Consider the following 926-nt stretch of genomic DNA (forward strand, 5'->3'; position numbering starts at 1 on the left):
GTCCCCGCTCACCGCGGTGGCTTTGATCTTGGACATGTTGTCTCCTGATGAATTAGGAATTGTGAATCGCGTGAAGCTTTGCGGCCAGCTCTCGGATTGACTGGCCGCCAGGCTGCTGAGGCGGACTTTTGATCGCGCTTCGATTGACGAGGCCCGCCACCGCATGGGCGTAAACGCAGGAATCGAGCGCCTCGTTGTCCCTGACAGACTTCACGAAACGCGATCTTGCGAAACCGTGAACGTAGGTCGTCTCAATAGACTCGCTCGCGAGACCCGCGTAGAACGCGTCGGGCAGATGATCCGGCACGTGCAAGTAGTCCGCTCCGTATTCGAGCTTTTGCAGTCGCCGATAGATGGCCGCCTTGACGCTATCCACGCCAACCAGATAAATCCCGAGTCGCTTCTTGAGCCTGCCGCCCCGATCAATGAATGGGCGCCCCCATCCGGCAACGCCCTTGACCGCGACAACCTGCCGGGATTTTCGAGCCTGCGACAAAACGAAGTCAATCACGGCGTCCGGTCTGTGGCCGCAATCGACGCCCGTGATCAACACGGGCAGTTGCCTACCATCTGCAAGCGGAAACGTTTGGCTCAAGGCCGCGTCGAGCTTTTCCCATGTCGAGCTTGCGAACGTGTCGCCGTGAAGAACGTCATGGTTAAGGATCGTGGTGACACCGTTCGGTTGATGGGCGACGAATTGCACCTCGATACGACCATCTTGCACGTCCGCGCCCGCGGACACGAACTCGATATCCTTCGAAAACGGCGGCTTGATCGGCGCCGCGCGTTGACGCAATTCGAGCGAACTCATCGAAAAGTCGATAGCGGAATCGAAGGGTTCACCGAGCTTCAGGTTATAGTAGACTTGGCGCGCTTCGGCCGTCGTCGCCGCATCCCACGCTCGCGCAAGACTTTCCAGCGAGGAA

At 58.7% G+C, this 926-nt stretch carries 1 protein-coding gene; it reads right to left on the reverse strand.

Translation table 11 applies throughout. The features are described 5' to 3' along the window. Positions 1-52 precede the first annotated feature (52 nt). The coding region (locus tag BRAS3809_RS20015; protein WP_035657096.1) for a terminase gpA endonuclease subunit at positions 53-926 on the reverse strand (874 nt) is incomplete at its 5' end.

The organism is Bradyrhizobium sp. STM 3809 (assembly GCF_000239795.1).
Classification (GTDB): domain Bacteria; phylum Pseudomonadota; class Alphaproteobacteria; order Rhizobiales; family Xanthobacteraceae; genus Bradyrhizobium.